Source organism: Streptomyces sp. NPDC032745 (genome assembly GCF_055579465.1).
Window position 1 is genome coordinate 584,554 of sequence record NZ_JBVING010000002.1, and the last position, 19,268, is coordinate 603,821.

Here is a 19,268-nt window from a genome sequence, read left to right on the forward strand (position 1 = left end):
CGGGGCGGCGGGCCGCTTTCCTACCGGGAATTCTATCCAGCGATCCGCACGAGCGCCCGGTCTATCAAGATCGATTCTGTGCGTCAAGCCACGCGTTCGAGTGGCGTGACGCATGTTCTCCCGTCGGGTTTATTTGAAGTACGCCCTCACCGGGGATCTCCCGGAGACGGTTTACCAGCCTTTTCTTATCCCGAATGGAGAATTCTCATGTCTGAGCGCTTTTGGACCCGTCGTATCTTCCTGGCCGGAGCTTCCGTTGCGCTGGTCGGTGGTGGCATCGCCCTGCCGGCGACCGCGATGGCCGCACCCGTCGCCGCCCCGCTGCAGGTCGTCAACCTCCCCCAGGACAGCGCCGACGGCATCGGTACCGGCGGCGACGCCAACGCCGAGAACACCACGGTCGGCGGCGAGGCCACCGGCGGCAACGCCAGCAGCGGCGTCGGCAACTGCGAGGGCGGATGCGACATCAAGACCGGCAACGCCACCGGCGGCAACGCCAGCGCCGACGCCGTCAACACCGGCGACGCCACCGCCGTAGGCGGCGACGGCAAGGGCACCGGCGGCCAGGTGAACAAGCAGGACATCAAGCTGCAGCTCAAGGAGAACCTGAAGCAGAAGCTCGGCAATTGAGGGCAGGAAACCGCCCCCGCACCGCATTCGCCGGAGAGGCCCACAGCCTCTCCGGCGTCCGCATGTCACGATGTCACGCGGGGCTCGGGTACACCCGTGACTGTTTCACGCTGCCGAATGCGAAACTCGACTCGATCGACGCGATGCCGGGGATTGCGTGGATCCGGTGGCGCACCAGGGCCTCGTACGCCTCCAGGCTCTCGATGACCACCCGGAGCAGGTAGTCGCTGCTTCCGGCCATTAGGTAGCAGTCCTGGATGTGCTCGATGACCGCGACGTGCTCCTCGAAGACCCTGACCGCTTCCTTCGTGTGCCGGTCCAGCCGTATCCGGACGAAGACGGTGATCGGCAGGCCGAAGGCGACCTGGTCGACCATGGCCGTGTAGCCGCGGATCAGGCCGGCCTCCTCCAGGCGCCGCACCCGGCGCAGGCAGGGCGACGGGGACAGCCGGACCCGGTCGGCGAGGTCCTGGTTGGACAGCCGTCCGTCGGCCTGCAACTCACGGATGATCTGCAGATCGACTGCGTCCATCACCACTCCTTGGCAGATTCTGCCTCAAACGTATGTCCGAGAGGCAGAACTGGCAATCGGCTGCCCCGGCAAAAGATCTAGCGTTGCTCCATGGCCGGATCCGGCCCCTGAGGCTGGAGGAGCCACCTTGGTCACCACGAACGCCGGGCCCGCGACGGCGCCCCCACGGGCCCGCGCCACAGGCCGTTTCGGGCTCTCCCCGCAGGCGCAGGGCACCCTGGCCCTGGTCGTGACCGTGCTGATCTGGGCCGCCTTCGCGCTCAGCGCCCGGGCCCTGAGCACCTCCTCCCTGCTGCCCGCCGACGCGGCCCTGCTGCGCTTCGGCGTCCCGCTCCTCGTCCTGGCGCCCGCACTGTGGCGTCGGCGCCGGCGGATCGCCACCGTGCGCCCGGCCGCCGCGCTCAAGATCGCCTGCGGTGCGGGGGTGCCGTTCTTCCTGGCCGCGATGTACGGCGGCTCCCTGACCTCGGCGGCGTTCGTCGGCTCGATCGTCCCCGGGATGGTCCCGCTCTTCGTCTCCGCGCTCATGGTCGCCGGCGGCCGCGGCGCGCCCCGGGGCACCCAGGCGGCCGGGCTCGGGCTGATCGCGGTCGGCGTGGTCGCCCTGGTCTGGCGCTACGTGGTCCCGCTGAACACACAGGTGCTGGCGGGCGCCGGCATCCTGCTCGTCGCCAGCGGGCTGTGGGCCCTGTACACCGTCGGACTGAAGGAGGTGGACCTCGATCCCGTCGGATCGATCGGTCTGCTGTGCCTGCCCTCGTTCGCGGTGATGGCCCTGCTGGTCCTGACCGGGGTGCTGCCCACCGGCCTGGCCTCGGCCGCGGGGAGCGACATCGCCCTGTTCCTCGTGGTGCAGGGGCTGGGCGTCGGCCTGTGCGCCGGCCTGCTGTACGCCTTCGCCATCCGCAGCCTCGGCGCGGAGCGCAGCTCCACCGTGGGCAGCCTCAGCCCGGTCGCCGTGGTCCTGCTCGCCATTCCCCTGCTCGACGAGTCACCGACCGTGGCCGTGCTCGTCGGCGTCCCCCTCATCACCGCGGGCGTCGCCCTCGCCAACCGGCGCCCCCGTACCCGCACCCGCACCCAGCCCGAGGTTCCCGTCCATGCTTGAGCTCCTCCTTCCGCCGCCCGTCGACCCGCTGTGGGACCTGACCGAGGCGTACGGCGCCGACGCGCGGCCCGAGCGCCTGAACCTCGTCCTCGGCGTCTACCGCGACCAGACGGGCGGCACCCCGGTCATGGCAGCCGTCCGCGAGGCCGAGATACGCCTGGCGGAGCGCTCCGCGTCCAAGGAGTACCGGGGGCTCTCCGGCAACACCGGCTTCAACCGGGCGATGCTGTCGCTGGTCCTGGGCTCCGGCGGGGCTGCCGAGCGGGCCGTGGCCGTCCAGACGGTCGCGGGCAGCGGCGCGCTGCGGCTGCTGGCCGATCTGATCTGCCGCACCCGGCCGGGCACGACGGTGTGGATCAGCGACCCCGCCTACGTCAACCACCGGCCCATCCTCGAGGCCGCCGGGCTGACCGTGCGGACGTACGGCTGGCTCGACGCCGAGGGCCGCTTCGACACGGCCGGCATGCTGCGCGACCTCGGGCGGGCGCGGCGCGACGACGTGGTCCTGCTCCAGGGCTGCTGCCACAACCCCACCGGGGTCGACCCCTCGGCGCAGGACTGGGAGGCGGTGGCCGAGCTGGCCGAGCGGGCCGGCTGGGTGCCGTTCGTGGACCTCGCGTACCACGGGCTCGGCGACGGCCTGGAGGCCGATCTGGCGGCCACGCGGCTGCTCGCGGAGCGGGTGCCCGAGATGCTGGTCGCCATCAGCTGTTCGAAGAACTTCGGGCTCTACAGCGACAGGACCGGCTGCGCGGTCGTGCTCGGCGCCTCGCGCCAGTCGCTGCGGCACGTGGAGACGGCCCTGCAGAACGCGGCGCGCACCCTCTACTCGATGCCGCCGGAGCACGGCGCCGCGGTGGTGACGGCGATCCTCGAGGACGACGGGCTGCGGGCCCTGTGGCGCGCGGAGCTGGACGGGATGCGGGCCCGGATCGAGGACAACCGGAAGGGCCTGACCTCCGAGCTGACCGCGCTGGGCTGGGACGCACAGGCCGATGTACTGGCGCGGCAGAAGGGGATGTTCTCCATGCTCCCCCTGACGCCACGTCAGATGCTGCGGCTGCGCAGCGGGTTCGCGATCTACGGGACGACCGCAGGGCGGATCAACATCGCCGGAATCCCGGCGCACCGCATCACCTGCCTCGCACAGGGCATCGCGGCGGTGCTCGGCGAGGGCGCCGAGTAGCGCCCGCGGACGGGTGCCGCTGCGGCCGTCATCCCGGCCGGCGGCGGCACTCCGAGCCCGGCCCCGGGCCTCCCCCGTGCACCTCGCACCACACCTGACATTCCATCAGGTCATCTGTCCCGGACTCTTGACTCTGCTCGCACCAGTCGCGATTCTCATCGCACTGCCTGCGCGGGACATGACAATTCACCGGCTCTCTCCGACGGTCTGCGTCCTCGACCGCGCCATCCACCTCCCGATGACGTGAGTGATGACCATGACCCGAGCCCCCCGCACCAGGCGCAGGCCCCTCGCGCTGCTCGCCCTGCTCTTCGCCATGGTTGCCATGGCCCTCGGCCCCGCACCCGGCGCCGCCGCGGAGGGCGAGCCCGGCTGGTGGAACCCCACCGCGCGGCCCGCGCCCGACTCCCAGATCAACGTGACGGGCGAGCCCTTCAAGGGCACCGACGCCCAGGGACAGGTACGGGGCTTCGTCGACGCCCACGACCACATCATGTCCAACGAGGGCTTCGGCGGCCGGCTCATCTGCGGCAAGGCGTTCTCCGACCTCGGGGTCGCCGACGCGCTCAAGGACTGCCCGGAGCACTACCCCGACGGCACGCTCGCGATCTTCGACTTCATCACCAAGGGCGGGGACGGCAAGCACGATCCCAACGGCTGGCCGACGTTCAAGGACTGGCCCGCCCACGACTCGCTGACACACCAGCAGAACTACTACGCCTGGATCGAGCGGGCCTGGCGCGGCGGCCAGCGCGTACTCGTCAACGACCTCGTCACCAACGGAGTGATCTGCTCGGTCTACTTCTTCAAGGACCGCAGCTGCGATGAGATGACCGCCATCCGCCTCGAGGCGCAGAAGACGTACGACATGCAGGCCTACATCGACAAGATGTACGGCGGCCCGGGCAAGGGCTGGTTCCGGATCGTCACGGACTCGGCGCAGGCCCGCGACGTCATCCAGCAGGGCAAGCTGGCCGTGGTCCTGGGCGTGGAGACCTCCGAGCCGTTCGGCTGCAAGCAGATCCTGGACGTCTCCCAGTGCAGCAAGGCGGACATCGACCGCGGCCTCGACGAGCTGTACCGGATCGGCGTCCGCAGCATGTTCCTCTGCCACAAGTTCGACAACGCCCTCTGCGGGGTCCGCTTCGACGAGGGCGCCCTGGGCACGGCGATCAACGTGGGCCAGTTCCTGTCCACCGGCACCTTCTGGAAGACCGAGCAGTGCACCGGCCCGCAGCACGACAACCCGATCGGTCTGGCGGCTGCCCCCTCGGCACAGAAGGAGCTGCCGGCGGGCGTGTCCGTCCCCTCGTACGCGGCCGGCGCGCAGTGCAACACCCGCGGTCTCACCGACCTCGGCGAGTACGCCGTGCGCGGCATGATGAAACGCAAGATGATGCTCGAAGTCGACCACATGAGCGTCAAGGCCGCGGGCCGGGCCTTCGACATCCTCGAGTCCGAGTCCTACCCCGGCGTGATCTCCTCGCACAGCTGGATGGACCTGGGCTGGACCGAGCGCCTCTACAAACTCGGCGGGTTCGCCGCCCAGTACATGAACGGCGCCGAGGGGTTCAGCGCGGAGGCCGCGCGCACGGATGCGCTGCGCGACAAGTACCACGTCGGCTACGGGTACGGCACCGACATGAACGGGGTCGGCGGCTGGCCGGGCCCACGCGGCGCAGACACCCCGAACCCGGTCAAGTACCCGTTCCGCAGCACCGACGGCGGCTCGGTCATCGACAAGCAGACCACCGGGCAGCGCACCTGGGACCTCAACACCGACGGAGCCGCGCACTACGGCCTGGTCCCCGACTGGATCGAGGACATCCGGCTCGTCGGCGGCCAGGGGGTCGTGGACGACCTCTTCAAGGGCGCCGAGTCGTACCTGCGCACCTGGGGGGCGTCCGAGCAGCACAAGGCCGGGGTGAACCTCGCCGCGGGCGCGCCCGCCTCGGCCAGCTCCGCCGAGTGGAACCCGTTCGTCAGCTATGCCCCCGGCCGGGCCGTGGACGGCAACACGAGCACCCGCTGGGCGAGCGACTGGAACGACGACCAGTGGCTCCGGATCGACCTCGGGTCCCCCGGCCTCGTCAAGCGCGTCACCCTCGACTGGGAGCGCGCGTACGGGAAGTCGTACCGGATCGAGGTCTCCACGGACGACGTGAACTGGCAGACGGTGTGGTCCACGACCTCCGGTGACGGCGGCCTGGACACGGCGCAGTTCGCCGGCGTCCCCGCCCGCTACGTACGCGTCCACGGGGTGGGGCGCGGCACGCAGTGGGGGTACTCCCTGCACGAGGCCGGCGTCTACAGCAGCTGACGGCGCCGAGGCGGCGCCGGGGCCGGGGCCGGTCGGATCGGATCGTTCGATCCGGCCGGCCCCGGCCGTCCGCCGCGGTACGCGAACGAAGGGAACCGAATCCGCATGGCACGGATGCCGTTGGCGCAGCGGCGCCGGCAGCTGACCGAGGCCGCGATCCGCGCGATGACCCGCGACGGCGTCCCCAGGACGACGACCCGGTCCATCGCCGCCGAGGCGGGCGTGTCGCTGAGCGTCTTCCACTACTGCTTCGACTCCAAGCAGGCGCTGCTCGAATCCGTCATCGAGACGATCACCGAGCACTACCTGACGGTGGTCAAGGAGGCGATCCGGCCCCGCACCACCCTCCGCGAGACCGTCCGGGCCGGCTTCCAGGCGTACTGGGACCACGTCTGCGCCCATCCCGCCGAGCACATGCTCACGTACGAGCTCACGCAGTACGCCCTGCGCGAGCCGGGGTTCGAGCATCTGGCCCGGCGGCAGTACGAGCTGTACTGCGCGACGTACGGCGAGCTCATCGAGCAGGTCCGGCTCGGCATGGAGTTCGAACTCCGCGTCCCCGTCCCCGTACTGGCCCGCTATCTGGCGGCGATGACGGACGGGCTGACCCTGAACTTCCTCGTGCTCGGCGACGCCGCCGCGGCGGCGGAGATCCTCGACATGGTCACCGACCACGTCGCGGGCCTGGTCCGCGCCGAGCGGCCCCTGCCGCACTCCGCCGGCCTCCCCGTCTGAGGGGCCGGCCCCGGCACGGCACCGGCAAGGGGGCCGGCCCTCACCCGAGGACCGGGTGGGATTCCGGGTGGGCGTTCCACCAGGTGCGGTGGAAGGCGTTGTTGTCCACGTTGGCCAGGTACGCGCCGGCCGCCGCGCGGTACAGGGTGTCCGCCTGGCCCGCGGAGACCGACGAGCGGTTCCAGGCGAGGCGGATGCGGCCCGTGATCGGGGTGCCGAGCAGCGGGCGCATCACCGTGCCCTCCACCGCGGGGGCCGTGGGCTGGGTGAGTGAGATGGCACGGCCCGCCGCCACCAGGTCGTGGCGCATCTTGCGGTCGGTGATCCGGTAGCGCAGGGAGGGGACGAAGCCGGCCTTCGCGCAGGCCTCGACCAGGGCTTCGGGGCCGCCGTCGTCGTCCTCCACCAGGGTCATCCACTGCTCGTCGGCCAGTTCGGCGAGGTCCAGGGCCTCCCGCCCCGCCAGGGGGTGCCGGGTGGACATCCGGATGCAGAACGGCTCCTTGGGCACCAGGGTCCGGGCCAGGACTCCCTGGGGCAGTGCGACCTCGTGGTCGTTCACCTCGCCGTAGACGATGACGTCGTACCGGCCCGCACCGAGCATCCGTACGAGCGCGGTCACCGAGTGCTCCACGTCCACGGTGATGTCCCGCCCGGACAGGGTCAGGTCCGTCCGCGTGAGCAGGCCGTCGATCAGGACCAGCAGGATGCAGCCGAGCCGCAGCGGGGCGTCGGGCGCCATGGCGCGGGTCTCGGCGCCGAGGGTCTCCATCTCGGTGAGCACGCGGCGCGCCTTGGCCAGGACGAACTGGCCCAGCGGAGTGGGCTCCACCCCGTGCCTGCCGCGGACGAAGAGCTCGCCGCCCGTGACCCGTTCGATCCTGCGCAGCTGCGCGGAGAGCGCGGGCTGGGAGACCCCCAGCCGGCGGGCCGCGCCGCCCAGACTGCCGGACTCCGCTATCTGGCACACGGCTTGCAGATGCCTCAACTCCAGCTGCATTCAGGCAGCTTACGCAGCGTGACCCCACGGCACCATAACGCGGGTCTTATGCACGCAGAGATGTCCCAATCTCGCCATGTCCACGCCCATACTCGGCGCGAACAGCCAGCCGCACCCCCCACACACGATCGGAGTGGACTCTTGCAGCCCACCAGATGGATGGCTTCCGTGGCGGCCATGGCGCTGACCGCGGGCCTCGCCGGCACGCTGGCCACCGCCGCGTCCGCCTCACCACAGGCCCAGTCCGCACCCTCCCCGCAGGCCAAGTCCGCCGAGCGCGCGGTCGCCGCCGCCGACGCGGCGGTCCGCAGCGGTCTCGACACCCTGGTCAACTCGCCCCAGCAGCAGTACGACCGGCGCCTGGTCACCCCCTGGGTGCAGGACCTGTACTCCGTCTCCTACGAGCGCAGCTACCGCGGCCTGCCGGTCGTCGGCGGCGACGCGGTCGTCCTCGCCGACGGCGAAGGGCACGTCCGCGCCCTCCAGTCGGCCTCCTCCACCGTGATCGACGTGGCGACCACCCCCTCCGTGACCGCGAAGGCGGCCGAGGCCACCTCGCGCGGGGAGCTGGCGAAGGTCGACCAGGTGCAGGGCAGCCGCCTCGTCGTCAGGCTCAAGGACGACAAACCGGTCCTGGCCTGGGAGACCGTCCTCTCCGGCAACACCAGGACGGCGCCCAGCAAACTGCACGTCTTCGTCGATGCCCGCACCGGCAAGGTCGTCGACCGCCACGACGAGGTCGTGGCCGGCAGCGGCACCAGCAAGTGGAACGGCCCGAACCCGCTCACCATCTCCACCACCGCCTCGGGCGGCTCGTTCTCGCTGAGCGACCCGAACCGGCCCGGGCTGAGCTGCGCGGACTACAGCACCGGCAGCGTGTTCACGAAGTCCTCCGACTCCTGGGGCACGGGCAACGCGACGTCCAAGGAAACCGGCTGCACGGACCTCATGTTCGCCGCCCAGAAGCAGTGGGACATGCTGAGCCAGTGGCTGGGCCGCAACGGCGTCAGCGGCAACGGCCGCAGCTTCCCCGGCAAGGTGGGTCTGGGCGACCTCAACGCGTACTGGGACGGCAGCTCGGTCACCATCGGGCACAACAGCGCCAACGAGTGGATCGCCGGGATCGACGTGGTGGGCCACGAGTACGGGCACGCCATCGACTCCAACACCCCCGGCGGCACCAGCGGCCAGGAGTCCGGACTCGGCGAGGCCACCGGCGACATCTTCGGCGCGCTGACCGAGGCGTACGCCAACGAGCCGGCCCCGTACGACACTCCGGACTACACCGTCGGCGAGATGATCAACCTCCAGGGCAACGGCCCGATCCGGAACATGTACAACCCGCCGGCCGTCAACAACGATCCGGCCTGCTACAGCTCCGCGATACCCGGCACCGAGGTGCACAAGGCCGCGGGTCCGCTGAACCACTGGTTCTACCTGCTGGCCGAGGGCAGCAGCCCGGGCGGCGGCAAGCCGAACAGCCCCACCTGCAACCAGTCCACGGTCACCGGCGTGGGCGTGCAGAACGCCGGCAAGATCTTCTACGGCGGCATGCTCCTCAAGACCAGCAGCATGTCCTACAAGAAGTACCGGACGGCGACCCTCAGCTCCGCCAAGTCGCTCGACCCGACGACCTGCAACCTGTTCACCAGGACCAAGGCCGCCTGGGACGCGATCAGCGTGCCCGCCCAGTCCGGCGACCCGACCTGCACCCCGAGCGGCCAGAACGACGACTTCTCGATGGCGCTGAACCCGGCGTCGGGCACCGTCCAGCAGGGCGCCTCGGTCACCACCACCGTGGCCACGAACACCACCACCGGCCAGGCGCAGCAGGTGACCCTCACGGCCACCGGCCTGCCGTCCGGGGTGACCGCCTCCTTCAACCCGGCCACCGTGCAGTCCGGCCAGTCCTCGACGCTGACCCTCTCCGCCACCTCCAACGCGGCGCCGGGGTCCTCCACCGTCACGGTCAAGGGCCAGGGCCCGAGCCTCGCGCACACCGTCGACTACACCCTGAACGTCGGCGGCACGCCGCCCCAGAACGACCCGCCCAACATCAACGTGGCCAACGTCCAGGCGCACCTGGCCCAGCTGAACACCATCGCCTCGCAGAACGGCGGCAACCGCCGGGCCGGAAGTGCCGGTTACACCCAGTCCGTGGCCTACATCAAGGGCAAGCTGCAGGCGGCCGGCTTCACCGTCACCGAGCAGAACTGCACCTCCTGCACCTACCCGTCCAACAACCTGATCGCGGACTGGCCCGGCGGACCGGCCGACCAGACCATCATGTTCGGCGCCCACCTCGACAGCGTCTCGGCGGGCCCGGGCATCAACGACAACGGCTCGGGCTCCGCGACCCTGCTGGAGAACGCGCTCGTCCTCGCGCAGAAGAACCCCACCCTGACCAAGCACGTGCGGTTCGCCTGGTGGACCGACGAGGAGCAGGGCCTGAACGGCTCGGAGTTCTACGTGGGCCGGCTCAGCAGCGCCGAGAAGGCCGCCATCAAGGGCTACTACAACTTCGACATGGTCGGCTCGCCCAACGGCGGCTACTTCATCAACAACCTCAACTCCGCCACCGCCGCACCGCTGAAGGCGTACTGGGCCTCGCTGAACCTCGCCCCCGAGGAGAACACCGAGGGCCAGGGCCGCAGTGACGACTACTCCTTCCAGCAGGGCGGCATCCCCACCTCCGGCTACGCGGCCGGAGCCAGCGCCCGCAAAACCTCGGCGCAGGCCACGAAGTGGGGCGGCACCGCGAACGCGGCGTACGACTCCTGCTACCACAGCTCCTGCGACACCACCGGCAACATCAACGCGACGGTCCTGGACCGCAGCGCCGACGGGGTCGCCTACACGATCTGGAAGCAGGCCGTCGGCGGCGACACCCCGGCGCAGGACTTCTCGATCAGCACCTCCCCGGCCGCCGGCTCCGCCGACCCGGGCGCCGGCGTCACCTCCACGGTGAACACCACCACCGTGAGCGGCAGCCCCCAGACGGTCGCCCTGTCGGTATCCGGCGCCCCGTCCGGCGTGACCGCGACGCTCAGCCCGACGTCCGTGCAGTCCGGCAGCTCCTCGACGCTCACCGTCCAGGTCGGCGCGGGCACCGCGCAGGGCACCTACACCCTGACCGTCACCGGAACCGGCACGGTCGGCCACAGCACCACCTACACGCTGACCGTCGGAGGCGGCCAGGGCACGTGCACCCCGCGCCAGGTCGTCGTCAACGGCGGCTTCGAGAGCGGCAGCAGCCCGTGGACCGCCACGGCCGGGGTCATCACCAACCAGTCCGGCCAGGTCTCGCACAGCGGCTCGTACATGGCGTGGCTGACCGGCTACGGGAGCTCCCACACGGACAGCGCCTCGCAGTCGCTGACCCTGCCCGCCGGCTGCGCCACGGCGCGGCTCGCCTTCTACCTCCACATCGACACCGACGAGGACGAGAGCGTGGTCTACGACCGGTTCACCGTCTCGGTGGGCGGCCAGACCCTGGAGACCCTGTCCAACCTGGACGCGGCCCCGGGCTACGTGCTCAAGAGCTACGACGTGTCCCGGTTCGCCGGCCAGACCGTCACCCTGAAGTTCCAGGGCGTGGAGGACCAGTCCCTCCAGACCTCCTTCGTCGTGGACGACGTCACCCTCCAGGCGAGCTGACGCCCGCCTGATCCCCTCCGGAGCGGCACGTGCCCCGGCTCCACGGCCGGGGGGCGTGCCGCTTCGCCGCGTCGCCGGCAGGCGTCAGTAGTGGCGCGGGGACATGACCTGGGGAGCGGCGTCCGGGGCCTCGAGGACGCAGCGCGGGAGGCCCGGGCCGGGTGTCGCGCGGACGGACACCGGAGTCGGCGGCTCGGTCGGCAGTTCCACCTGTACGGTGACGGGCCGGTCGTGGTGTGTGGTGCCGTGGCCGGTCTCCTTGCCGTCGACCAGGATCTCCACCTCGACGTGGTGGCCGGTCTCGACGGTGGCGCTGACGGAGTGCCCCGCATGATCGATGTGGAAATGATGACGTCGTCTCATGAGGTCGCCTCCGTCGGGGCACTGCGAACCGTCCCCCCTTCCAGCGTAACCGCGGCCGCCGCCGACAGCAGGTCGGCCACCGTGGCGCCGGGGCGGGCAGGGTTCCCCGGAGCGGTTTGGTTTGGGGGTGGATCCTCAATACGATCCGGCGATGATCACAAGAAAATGGGTGGCGGCCGGGGCCTGCGGCCTGTTGGCCACTCTGGCGGTCGGGCTCTTCCCGGCGAATGCCGTCGCCGGCGAACCGGTGGCGAAGGAGTCTCCCAAGGTCGAGCTGGTCCTCGACGTCAGCGGCTCGATGCGGGCGACCGACATCGACGGCAAGTCCCGGATGGCCGCGGCGAAGCAGGCCTTCAACGAGGTGCTGGACGCCACGCCGGACGAGGTACGGCTCGGGATACGGACCCTCGGGGCCACCTATCCCGGTGACGACCGGCAGCTCGGCTGCAAGGACACCAAGCAGCTCTACCCGGTCGGCAAGCTCGACCGGACCGAGGCGAAGACGGCGGTGGCCACCCTGGCCCCCACCGGCTGGACGCCCATCGGGCCCGCCTTGCTGGGCGCGGCCGAGGACCTCAAGGGCGGTGACGCCACCCGGCGGATCGTGCTCATCACGGACGGCGAGGACACCTGCGCCCCGCTCGACCCGTGCGAGGTGGCGCGTGACATCGCGGCCCAGGGCATCCACCTGGTCATCGACACGCTCGGGCTCGTCCCGGACGCCAAGACGCGCAACCAGCTGATCTGCATCGCCGAGGCCACGGGCGGCACCTACACCTCGGTGCAGCACACCGCCGAGCTCTCCGGCCGCGTCAAGCAGCTGGTGGACCGCGCGGCCACCCCGGTCGTCACCCCGGTGGCGACCGAGGGCGCCAAGCAGTGTGCGGGCGCCCCGCAGCTCGGCGCTGGCCTGTACACCGACCGTGAGACGTTCGGCGAGCACCGCTGGTACCGGGTGGACGTCAAGCCCGGCCAGGAGCTGCGCGCTTCGGTGAGCATCGCCGCCGACCGGGCCGTCAACAACGACTACGGCGTCCTGCTGCGTGCGACGACCGTGCACGGGCGGGAGATCGTCCGCGGCTCGGAGGCGGGCGACGGACGCACCGACATGATCTCGGCCGGTCTGCGCTATCCGAAGGCCGAGCTCGACTCCGACGCCGAGGAGGACGGCACGTCGGCAACGGAGACCGTCTGCCTGCAGATCAGCAACTCCTTCTCGGCGCCCGCCTCGGTCAAGACCACGCCGGGCCTGCCGGTCGAGCTCACCATCGACCTGGTCGACGGGCCCGACGACGCGTCCGACGCGGCGTCGTTCGGCCTCGGCCGCGGCTGGTGGCTGCTCGGCGTGCTGGTGCTCGCCGGTCTCGTCGCCGGTCTGCTGTGGGGATGGATCTCCCGCTGGCGTATCTCGGTCTGGAGGACCAACTGATGCGTACCGTACGCATACTGACCGCCGCCGCCCTCGCCGTCGGCGGTGTGCTCGGCATGGCCGGCGCGGCCGCGGCGGACACCCCGTCGGCGAGCGCGAGCCCGAGCCCCGGCGGCAAGGCGTCCGGGCCGACCGAGGCGGGCACGGCGTTCCGTACCGCCACGGCGATCCGGCCCGGCCAGCGGGCCACGGCCGACGCGTCCACCGGCGACTACCTCTACTGGGTGGTCCCGCTCGACTCGGGGCAGCGGGCCACGGTCAAGGCCACGGTGAAACTGCCCCCGACGGCGAACCGGCACGGCGCCTCGACCTGGCAGCTCGACCTCTACGACGGGCTGCGCCGCCGCCAGGCGTGCACGTACGGCACGCAGCAGGCCGCGGCGGCCAAGGAGGCCGCCACGGTCGAGCTCTCCTGCACCCTGCGCACCGTCCGCCCCGGTGCGGAGCCCTGGGCCAACGACCCGCTGCCCGGCAGCTACTACGTCCGTCTGACGGTCGTCGGCGTGGCGGAGGAGGACCTCGGTCTTCCGGTACGGGCCGAGGTCGAGGCCGTCACCCGGGACATGGGAGGCGCCTATGCGGTGGACGGCGCCCTGGCGGCGCCGCTCGTACCCGGCATCGGCAAGACCGCGCAGGCGGCCTCCGGGAGTTCGGCGAAGCCGCAGCCGGCGGCCGTCGGCGAGCCGGCCGACGGCTGGTCCGGCGGACGCTGGTCCGACCGCTGGGTCTGGACCGCGGCGGGCGGACTGCTCGGCGCCCTCGCCGGCATCTTCGGGTACTCCCTCACCCGCGGCACGGGCCGCCCCTCCCGGGTCCCGCCCCGCGCCTGACCGCCCCGGCGGCCACGGCATCCCGCCGTGGCCGCCCCTCGGGGGCAGACTCCCTGCCGCGGTCCGGCCGGACGGCTGCTCCCGGGGCTAAGCGGTCTCGGGGAAGTGGGGCACGCCCCCACGCCGCCCGGCACGGCACCTCGCCGCTCAGTAGCCCGCCTCGGCGCGGCCCGAGTCCGCCGAGACGTCCAGCCGGCCCGGCGCGGCGGGGTCGTGCATACCTGGGGCGACGTCACAGCGGCCCGTCCCGGCCCGGGCCGTGACCCGGAACCGGGTGGCCGTGGGCACGGTGAGCCGGATGTGGCCCGCGCCCGCCCGGGCGGTGACCTGTTCCGGCGGGGCGACGAAGCGGGCGACGGCCGAGCCCGCCCCGGCCCGGAGGTCGGCCTGCGCCGAGGTGAGCCCCGAGGCTTCGAGCGAGCCGGAGCCGACGCTCGCCCGCAGCGGTCCGCGCAGTGCGGTGAGCCGGAGCTGCCCGGCACCGACCTCCGCGTCGACGGCGCCGCCCAGCCCGCTGATGTCCACCGTGCCGGAGCCCGCGCTCACCTTCACCGGAATGCCGGCGGGCACGGTGACGCCCAGGTCGACCGAGCAGCCGAGGCCGGATTCCACCACGGCCCCGGCCGCCGGGCAGCGCGGCGTCAGCTTCAGGGTGTCGCCGAGCCAGCTCTCCTCGATCCTCGGAGCGGTGCGCGACCAGCGCACGTCGGCCCGGTAGACCACCTGCCGGTCGGAGCGGGGGGTGACGCGTACGTCGGCGCCGCCCGCATCGATCTCCAGGGCGGCCACCGGCCGTTCGCCGCTGCCGCCGCTCAGCGTGCCGCTCGCGGTGGACGTGTACCCCCAGACCTGCCAGGCGGCCGGGGCGACGACGAAAACGGCGCTCAGGGCCGCGGCCACGATCCACGCCACCCGCCGAGGACGCCAGCCGCCCGCGTCGCCGCTCCCGCCGCCGCCCCCGCTCACGAGGTCCCGTCCAGGAAGCGCAGCACCGCCAGCACCCGCCGGTGATCCCCGTCGGCCTGTGGCAGGTCGAGCTTGGCGAGGATGTTGTTGATGTGCTTGGCGACCGCGCTCTCGCTGATGACGAGCTGTGCCGCGATGCCCGCGTTGGAGCGCCCCTCGGCCATCAGCGAGAGCACCTCCCGCTCGCGCGGCGTCAGCCGCTCCAGCGGGTCGATGCCCCCGCCGCGCCGCAGCAGCAGCTGCGAGACGACCTGCGGGTCGAGCGCGGTGCCGCCGGCCGCGACCCGCTTGAGGGCGTCGATGAACTCCTCGACGTCGGCGACCCGCTGCTTGAGCAGGTACCCGATGCCCCCGGTCCGGCTGGCCAGCAGGTCGGCGGCGTAACGCTCCTCCACGTACTGGGAGAGCAGCAGCACCGAGGTCCCGGGCCACTGCCGGCGGATCATCAGGGCGGCGCGCACGCCCTCGTCGGTGAAACCGGGCGGCATGCGGACGTCGACCAGGGCGAGGTCGGGCCGGTGTTCGGCGACGGCGGCGAGCAGGGCCTCGGCGTCCCCCGTCTCGGCGGCCACCTCGAATCCGGCCATTTCGAGGACCTTGACCAGCCCTATTCGCAGCAGCACCGAATCCTCGGCGATCACAGCCCGCACGGCAGCTCCACAGTCACGACGGTCGGGCCCCCGAGGGGGCTGTTGATCAAGATGGTTCCGTCGACCGACCCTACGCGTTTGCGCAGGCCGACCAGCCCGGTGCCGCGGGCCGGGTCCGCGCCGCCCACCCCGTCGTCGGTGACGGTGATGCGCAGCAGGCCGGCGTCCCGGCGGGCCTCCACGCGACAGCGGGAGGCCCTGGCGTGCTTGGCGACGTTGGCGAGGGCTTCGGAGACCACGAAGTAGGCGACGGCCTCGACGGTGGGACCGGGTCGGTGCGCCAGCTCCACGGTCAGTTCGACGGGCAGGGGCGCCCGGGCCGCGATCCCGGAGAGGGCCGCATCGAGCCCCCGGTCCTCCAGGACGGCCGGATGCAGGCCTCGTACCAGGCTGTTGAGCTCCTCGATGGCCTCTTTGGCCTCGCGGTGGGCCTCGTCGATCACGGCCTTCGCCTCGGGCGGCAGGTCGGTGAGCGTGGCGCGGGCGATGCCGAGGTTCATGGCGAGGGCGACCAGACGCTGCTGGGCGCCGTCGTGCAAGTCCCTTTCGATCCGGCGGCGTTCGAGGTCGGCAGCGTCGAGGACACCGGCCCGGCTCTCGGCGAGGTCCTCGACGCGGCGCTCCAGCTCCTTGGCCCGGTTGGGTCCGAGGAGGGCGGCCGCGGCGAAGGCGTCGAGCCGGGCCAGGGCGGCGGCCAGCCAGGGGGTGACCAGCAGCAGCAGGGCGCCGAGCACGGTGACGACGTCGTAGCCCCGGGTCCAGCCCAGGTCGCGGTCCTCGACGGGCAGCAGCCACGACCAGGCGTAGGCACTTGCCCCGGCGACCCCGCACGCCCAGGCGAGGACGATCAGGGCCCCGCCGGTCCCGGCGAGCGGGCTGACCAGCAGGTGGTACCCGTACTGCCGCCAGGTCGACTCGGAGCGCAGCCGTTCGAGCAGCCCGCGGGGGCTCAGCGGCCGGTGCTCGTACGCGACGGCCGGTATCTCCCGCTCCAGCAGCTCCCGGAACCGGCTGCGCTGGAGCAGGGTGAGCAGCGGGCCGAGCAGCAGCATCACGAGCAGCCCGGCCGCCGCGCGGCCCGGCGCCGCGGCCGTGTACGTGAACGCGGCTGCGGCGGGGAGGGCCATCGGGATCGCGGCGGCGGTGAAGGCGGTGCTCCGCCAGGCCCACGCGGACCAGGGCGCATGGTCGGCGATCCAGCGTGTGGTCCGCCGCAGCGCCCCGGAAAGTCCCATGCCCGTACGGTAATCGCACTGATCAGGGCTGCTCCACCACGCTGGTGCCCGCCCGGGGGTGTAGCCAGTGCCACCCCCGGTTCGGACAGTGCCGCTACTGATTCCGGCCTGCCGCGCGGCCAGAGTGGTCGCCGTACCGGGGGACGGACCGCCGGGACCGGAAGGAGCTCCACCGCCATGACTCTCGTCGCCCCGCGCTTCCAGCCCCGCCGCATGCCCCGCCCGGCCACGCTGCTCACCGGTGCCGGGGTGGCGCTGCTGCCGTGGATGGTGGTGCTGGCCAGGACGCTGCCGCAGACCGCGGAGGTCTCGCACTGGGCCACCGCCTGGATCGGGCTGGACGCCCTGCTGGCCGCGGGCCTGACCGGTACGGGTCTGCTGCTGGGGCGCAGCGATCCGCGGGCGGCGCCGCTGGCCGCGGCGACGGCAGCGCTGCTGGTGGTGGACGTCTGGTTCGACGTGACGACCGCGGCCGGGGGCGGCGCCCGGGCGACGGCCCTGGCCCTGGCGGTGTGCGCGGAGCTGCCGCTCGCCGCGGTCTGTACGGCGGTGGCGACCCGCCGCCCGGTGCTCTAGCGTCGGAAGGGCGGGGGTGACCGATGCGTCGAGCCGGTCGCCCCCCGGAGTGCCAGCTCCACGCCGCCCCCGCCCGTGGTCCGGCGCGCCGGCGGACCACGTGCCCGACCTCGAGAGCAGGTGCATCCGCATGCGTCCGTCGGCCCGTATCCCCAGCCTCCTCGCCGGCTTCGTCCTCGCCGCCGGCGGCGCGTTCTTCGCCGCCCCGGCCGCCACCGCCGCCCCCGCCAGCATCCAGGACTGCGAGCAGTACCTCGTGCAGCACGGCAAGCAGATCACGGACGCCGTGGGGCAGGCGTGCTACGAGGGCCAGATCGGCAACCAGACCAGCTGCGCCGCGAGCCTCCAGGAGGCCGGATTCTCCGCGAACGACGCGAGCGGCGCCTGCCGCGCGGCCCGCTAAAGGCTGTCCCGTCGCTCAGGAGACCGGATGGCCGTCGGCGTCGGTGGGTTCCCTCTGGGTGGAGAACCTGGAGATGAACACGTCGAAGAGGCCGTCCGGGCGCCGGGTCAGCGTCGCCCCGTCCTGCCAGATGCCGTTGTCCGGCCACCACTGGCTGCCGTACGGGTCACCCTGGTTCTGGTGGATGTCGTGCATGCCGAGTCCCTCGCCGAAGGGCTCGCCGAAGATCAGGACCGGCCGGCCGGGCACGAGGATCGGCTCCAGCGCCTCGGAAGCCTCCAGGTAGGAGCCGGAGATCCAGGGCCGGGGAGGGTGCAGCCGGTCCAGGATGCGCTGGTACCACTGCGGTGGGTGTCCGCCGAGGAGACAGCCGGGGCGGTCCGCGAGCGCCGGGTGCCGCAGGTAGTCGAGCGCGCCCGATCCGGACGTCCGGGCGAGGTCGTGGTAACCGGGTGCGGGCGAGGCGACCGGGTCGAGCACCGAGGCGTGCAGGGTGAGGACCTTCCACTGCACGCCGGTCGTGGACTGCTTGCTGTCCACGTCGACGGCGCACGCGTAGCGGCCCGCGGGCGTGTCGACCTCCAGGTGGACGTGGAACCAGCGGCCCTGGTCGTCGGGCCGGTCGCGGAAGTGGCGGTGCAGGGTTCCGGACAGCACTCCGTAGTTTTCGAGCGGCATGCCGCCAGTGAACCACCCGGCCCGCTCGGCGACGGGCGCCCCCGGGCGTGTCCGCGTCATCTCGGCTCCCATGGAGAACACTTGACGGAACGTTGACCACCTCCGGAGCGAGCCGCACCGGGCCCGGTGGCTACGGTCCCTCCCATGCCCCTACCTCCTCCCCTCCCGGTCCTCCCGTACCGCAAGCCGACCCGCGGGCGCGACTACTGGGTACTGGACGACGTACTGCCGGATCCGGACGCCGTAAGGGAGCGCTGCCTGGCCAAGGACGACTGGACCGAGGGCTATCCGCACAAGCCCGAGAGCTGGCCGGGGCTGCGCGCCATGCCGGGTCTCGAGCCCGAAGAACTGGCCCTGGTGGAACGGCTGGTGCGCAAGTCGACCGGCGCCCCGAAGATCTGGGCCGAACGGCCCGCGGGCGGTGGCACGTTCAACCACAACTGCGTCCAGGTCGTCGGCGAGGGCGAATCCGAGCCCCGCCCGCACACCGACTCGCGGAGCCTGTGCCGCTACGCCGCCGTGCTCTACCTCAACCCGAAGGTCCCGAAGGACTGCGGGACGAGCTTCTACCGCCAGAGCCTGCCCGGCGGCGCCCTGGGCGGCAACCAGGTGATCGCACCGCACAACAACCTGGTCGACGCGCTGGGCACCCGCTTCGTGTCCCCCGACTCGTTCACCGAGGACGTACGGGTCCCCCACCGCGCCAACCGGCTGCTGCTCTACTCCGCGAACCTGATCCACAGCGCCACCGGGTACTTCGGCCAGACCCTGGAGGAGAAGCGGATGACGGCCGTCTTCTTCTGGAAGGCATAGACCGCGCGGCGGGGAAGGTGTGACGGAAGTCTGACGGACTGCCGCCGGGCCTGGTGCGGCGGCGCCGGCGGTGGTCGAATCGGCCCGTGAGCCCAGCACCCGCACCCGTACCCGCACCACCCCCACCCGGCCCCGGCCCCGACCCCGACGGCCAGGG

At 72.2% G+C, this 19,268-nt stretch carries 18 protein-coding genes; 11 read left to right on the top strand and 7 right to left on the bottom strand.

Annotated elements, in window-relative coordinates; translation table 11 throughout:
- Positions 1-207: 207 nt before the first annotated feature.
- Positions 208-630: a hypothetical protein gene (locus ACZ5WG_RS06815; RefSeq protein ID WP_468721183.1), complete on the top strand. Its 423-nt coding sequence runs from the start codon at positions 208-210 to the stop codon at positions 628-630.
- A gap of 73 nt (positions 631-703) precedes the next feature.
- On the opposite strand, the gene ACZ5WG_RS06820 is transcribed toward ACZ5WG_RS06815, so the two are convergent.
- A complete protein-coding gene (locus tag ACZ5WG_RS06820; RefSeq protein ID WP_323139609.1) occupies positions 704-1,162 on the bottom strand; it encodes an Lrp/AsnC family transcriptional regulator in 459 nt (152 codons plus the stop codon).
- A 127-nt stretch (positions 1,163-1,289) separates the two neighbouring features.
- On the opposite strand from ACZ5WG_RS06820, the gene ACZ5WG_RS06825 reads away from it, so the two are divergent.
- The 4 genes from ACZ5WG_RS06825 (at position 1,290) to ACZ5WG_RS06840 (ending at position 6,511) form a co-directional block, all read left to right on the top strand.
- Positions 1,290-2,270, top strand: a complete 981-nt coding sequence (locus ACZ5WG_RS06825; protein WP_468721184.1) for a DMT family transporter — start codon at positions 1,290-1,292, stop codon at positions 2,268-2,270.
- On the top strand, positions 2,263-3,456 hold the full coding sequence (locus tag ACZ5WG_RS06830) for an amino acid aminotransferase (RefSeq protein WP_468721185.1): 1,194 nt from the start codon (positions 2,263-2,265) through the stop codon (positions 3,454-3,456). The genes ACZ5WG_RS06825 and ACZ5WG_RS06830 overlap by 8 nt, the downstream gene beginning before the upstream one ends.
- A 316-nt stretch (positions 3,457-3,772) precedes the next feature.
- Positions 3,773-5,776 carry a galactose-binding domain-containing protein gene (locus ACZ5WG_RS06835; RefSeq protein WP_468721468.1) on the top strand — a complete coding sequence of 668 codons (2,004 nt, stop codon included), beginning with the start codon at positions 3,773-3,775 and terminating at the stop codon, positions 5,774-5,776.
- A 105-nt stretch (positions 5,777-5,881) separates the two neighbouring features.
- Positions 5,882-6,511 (top strand): TetR/AcrR family transcriptional regulator, encoded by a 630-nt coding sequence (locus ACZ5WG_RS06840; RefSeq protein ID WP_468721187.1) that lies wholly within the window; start codon positions 5,882-5,884, stop codon positions 6,509-6,511.
- 40 nt (positions 6,512-6,551) lie between these two features.
- Here the strand turns inward: ACZ5WG_RS06840 and ACZ5WG_RS06845 are convergent, their stop codons facing one another.
- On the bottom strand, positions 6,552-7,511 hold the full coding sequence (locus ACZ5WG_RS06845; RefSeq protein ID WP_468721188.1) for a LysR family transcriptional regulator: 960 nt from the start codon (positions 7,509-7,511) through the stop codon (positions 6,552-6,554).
- Between the two features lie 177 nt (positions 7,512-7,688).
- On the opposite strand from ACZ5WG_RS06845, the gene ACZ5WG_RS06850 reads away from it, so the two are divergent.
- Complete coding sequence (locus ACZ5WG_RS06850; RefSeq protein WP_468721190.1) at positions 7,689-11,168, top strand: M28 family peptidase; 3,480 nt, start codon at positions 7,689-7,691, stop codon at positions 11,166-11,168.
- Between the two features lie 84 nt (positions 11,169-11,252).
- On the opposite strand, the gene ACZ5WG_RS06855 is transcribed toward ACZ5WG_RS06850, so the two are convergent.
- Complete coding sequence (locus tag ACZ5WG_RS06855) at positions 11,253-11,531, bottom strand: hypothetical protein (protein ID WP_468721191.1); 279 nt, start codon at positions 11,529-11,531, stop codon at positions 11,253-11,255.
- A 151-nt stretch (positions 11,532-11,682) separates the two neighbouring features.
- Between ACZ5WG_RS06855 and ACZ5WG_RS06860 the strand changes: the two genes are divergently transcribed.
- Together ACZ5WG_RS06860 and ACZ5WG_RS06865 are read left to right on the top strand one after the other, a co-directional pair.
- Positions 11,683-12,960 (top strand): VWA domain-containing protein, encoded by a 1,278-nt coding sequence (locus tag ACZ5WG_RS06860; RefSeq protein ID WP_468721192.1) that lies wholly within the window; start codon positions 11,683-11,685, stop codon positions 12,958-12,960.
- On the top strand, positions 12,960-13,790 hold the full coding sequence (locus ACZ5WG_RS06865) for a hypothetical protein (RefSeq protein ID WP_468721194.1): 831 nt from the start codon (positions 12,960-12,962) through the stop codon (positions 13,788-13,790). The genes ACZ5WG_RS06860 and ACZ5WG_RS06865 overlap by 1 nt, the downstream gene beginning before the upstream one ends.
- A gap of 147 nt (positions 13,791-13,937) precedes the next feature.
- On the opposite strand, the gene ACZ5WG_RS06870 is transcribed toward ACZ5WG_RS06865, so the two are convergent.
- From ACZ5WG_RS06870 to ACZ5WG_RS06880, 3 genes are read right to left on the bottom strand one after another with little or no spacing between them, the layout of a single operon-like run.
- Positions 13,938-14,756, bottom strand: a complete 819-nt coding sequence (locus tag ACZ5WG_RS06870; RefSeq protein ID WP_468721196.1) for a DUF4097 family beta strand repeat-containing protein — start codon at positions 14,754-14,756, stop codon at positions 13,938-13,940.
- Complete coding sequence (locus ACZ5WG_RS06875) at positions 14,753-15,406, bottom strand: response regulator (protein WP_468721197.1); 654 nt, start codon at positions 15,404-15,406, stop codon at positions 14,753-14,755. The genes ACZ5WG_RS06870 and ACZ5WG_RS06875 overlap by 4 nt, the downstream gene beginning before the upstream one ends.
- The gene (locus ACZ5WG_RS06880) at positions 15,394-16,641 is read right to left on the bottom strand and encodes a sensor histidine kinase (protein ID WP_468721199.1); all 1,248 of its coding nucleotides are present in this window, start codon (positions 16,639-16,641) and stop codon (positions 15,394-15,396) included. The genes ACZ5WG_RS06875 and ACZ5WG_RS06880 overlap by 13 nt, the downstream gene beginning before the upstream one ends.
- A 177-nt stretch (positions 16,642-16,818) precedes the next feature.
- Between ACZ5WG_RS06880 and ACZ5WG_RS06885 the strand changes: the two genes are divergently transcribed.
- Together ACZ5WG_RS06885 and ACZ5WG_RS06890 are read left to right on the top strand one after the other, a co-directional pair.
- Entirely contained in the window at positions 16,819-17,217 is a 399-nt protein-coding gene (locus ACZ5WG_RS06885) for an LPXTG cell wall anchor domain-containing protein (protein ID WP_468721200.1), read from the top strand.
- A gap of 130 nt (positions 17,218-17,347) precedes the next feature.
- A complete protein-coding gene (locus ACZ5WG_RS06890; RefSeq protein WP_468721201.1) occupies positions 17,348-17,620 on the top strand; it encodes a hypothetical protein in 273 nt (90 codons plus the stop codon).
- A gap of 15 nt (positions 17,621-17,635) precedes the next feature.
- Here the strand turns inward: ACZ5WG_RS06890 and ACZ5WG_RS06895 are convergent, their stop codons facing one another.
- Complete coding sequence (locus ACZ5WG_RS06895; protein ID WP_468721202.1) at positions 17,636-18,358, bottom strand: DUF2278 family protein; 723 nt, start codon at positions 18,356-18,358, stop codon at positions 17,636-17,638.
- A gap of 84 nt (positions 18,359-18,442) precedes the next feature.
- Between ACZ5WG_RS06895 and ACZ5WG_RS06900 the strand changes: the two genes are divergently transcribed.
- On the top strand, positions 18,443-19,111 hold the full coding sequence (locus tag ACZ5WG_RS06900; protein WP_468721203.1) for a DUF6445 family protein: 669 nt from the start codon (positions 18,443-18,445) through the stop codon (positions 19,109-19,111).
- The last annotated feature ends 157 nt before the right edge of the window (positions 19,112-19,268 follow it).

Excerpts from the sequence above, each read along its gene's own strand:
- ACZ5WG_RS06840 (WP_468721187.1), top strand. The coding sequence starts at position 5,882 with ATGGCACGGATGCCGTTGGCGCAGCGGCGCCGGCAGCTGACCGAGGCC.
- ACZ5WG_RS06820 (WP_323139609.1), bottom strand. The coding sequence starts at position 1,162 with ATGGACGCAGTCGATCTGCAGATCATCCGTGAGTTGCAGGCCGACGGA.
- ACZ5WG_RS06845 (WP_468721188.1), bottom strand. The coding sequence starts at position 7,511 with ATGCAGCTGGAGTTGAGGCATCTGCAAGCCGTGTGCCAGATAGCGGAG.
- ACZ5WG_RS06850 (WP_468721190.1), top strand. The coding sequence starts at position 7,689 with ATGGCGCTGACCGCGGGCCTCGCCGGCACGCTGGCCACCGCCGCGTCC.
- ACZ5WG_RS06830 (WP_468721185.1), top strand. The coding sequence starts at position 2,263 with ATGCTTGAGCTCCTCCTTCCGCCGCCCGTCGACCCGCTGTGGGACCTG.
- ACZ5WG_RS06900 (WP_468721203.1), top strand. The coding sequence starts at position 18,443 with ATGCCCCTACCTCCTCCCCTCCCGGTCCTCCCGTACCGCAAGCCGACC.
- ACZ5WG_RS06860 (WP_468721192.1), top strand. The coding sequence starts at position 11,683 with ATGATCACAAGAAAATGGGTGGCGGCCGGGGCCTGCGGCCTGTTGGCC.
- ACZ5WG_RS06880 (WP_468721199.1), bottom strand. The coding sequence starts at position 16,641 with ATGGGACTTTCCGGGGCGCTGCGGCGGACCACACGCTGGATCGCCGAC.
- ACZ5WG_RS06890 (WP_468721201.1), top strand. The coding sequence starts at position 17,348 with ATGCGTCCGTCGGCCCGTATCCCCAGCCTCCTCGCCGGCTTCGTCCTC.
- ACZ5WG_RS06865 (WP_468721194.1), top strand. The coding sequence starts at position 12,960 with ATGCGTACCGTACGCATACTGACCGCCGCCGCCCTCGCCGTCGGCGGT.
- ACZ5WG_RS06895 (WP_468721202.1), bottom strand. The coding sequence starts at position 18,358 with ATGACGCGGACACGCCCGGGGGCGCCCGTCGCCGAGCGGGCCGGGTGG.
- ACZ5WG_RS06835 (WP_468721468.1), top strand. The coding sequence starts at position 3,773 with ATGGTTGCCATGGCCCTCGGCCCCGCACCCGGCGCCGCCGCGGAGGGC.
- ACZ5WG_RS06815 (WP_468721183.1), top strand. The coding sequence starts at position 208 with ATGTCTGAGCGCTTTTGGACCCGTCGTATCTTCCTGGCCGGAGCTTCC.
- ACZ5WG_RS06855 (WP_468721191.1), bottom strand. The coding sequence starts at position 11,531 with ATGAGACGACGTCATCATTTCCACATCGATCATGCGGGGCACTCCGTC.
- ACZ5WG_RS06885 (WP_468721200.1), top strand. The coding sequence starts at position 16,819 with ATGACTCTCGTCGCCCCGCGCTTCCAGCCCCGCCGCATGCCCCGCCCG.